The sequence below is a fragment of the Alcanivorax sp. HI0044 genome (genome assembly GCF_001634945.1).
Genome location: NZ_LWEZ01000024.1, coordinates 1 through 908 on the forward strand (window position 1 = coordinate 1; position 908 = coordinate 908).

Here is a 908-nt window from a genome sequence, read left to right on the forward strand (position 1 = left end):
GTTCCAGGCATGGGCGTTTGAGTATTTTGTACCCTCCGCAGGCAATATGCTGCTCGATCACCTGCAGTCCTTTGCCAAACAGGCAGCAAACCTGACCGGGTTGGGCATTGTGTTTCTGGTGATCACTTCCATCCTGATGCTGAGCACGGTTGAGCAAACCCTGAACCGTATCTGGAAAGTGCAGACCCCGCGTAAAGGTCTCACCAGCTTGTTGATGTATTGGGCGGTGCTGTCATTGGGGCCGATTTGTCTGGGCCTGGGGTTGGCGATCTCGTCGTATCTCACCTCGCAGGCCATCTTCAGCGACACGGTGAGCTACCTGGGCGGTGTGCGGCTATGGCTGTCCTTGCTGCCGTTCCTGTTCACCACCGCCATGCTGACACTGATGTACACGGTGGTGCCCAATACCAAGATTCCGTTGCGACAAGGCGTGCTGGGGGCGGCGGTGGCGGCTCTGTTGTTTGAGCTGGCGAAAGGCGGCTTTACCTTTTTCATCAAGCAGGCGCCCAGTTACCAGGTGGTGTATGGCGCTTTTGCTGCCGTACCCGTGTTTCTGCTGTGGATTTATATTTCCTGGACCATTGTGCTCGGTGGTGCCGAGCTGGTGCGTGCGTTAGTAGTCTTTCAGGAACACCGTCGCCAGGTGCCGCGCATGCACGCCCTGGTGCGCCTGCTCAATGTGTTCTGGCAGCGCCAGCAGAACGGCAAGGTGCTGCGCAGCAAGGAAGTTCGCAAGGTGATGCAGGAATCCGGAATCAGCCAATGGGATGAATTTCGCAACCTGCTGGTAAATGCGAAGCTGATCCGGCGCACGGAAGAAGGCGGTTACATGCTCAGCCGGGATCTGCGTAACCTGTCGCTGGGCCAGTTGGTGGCCATGCTGCCGTGGCCGGCCCATACCCAGCTAA

1 protein-coding gene is annotated in these 908 nt (G+C 57.8%); it reads left to right on the forward strand.

The features are described from left to right. Positions 1 to 46: 46 nt before the first annotated feature. Positions 47 to 908, forward strand: an 862-nt coding sequence (locus tag A3730_RS00280; protein ID WP_231883788.1) for a YihY family inner membrane protein, incomplete at its 3' end; no start/stop codon positions are given.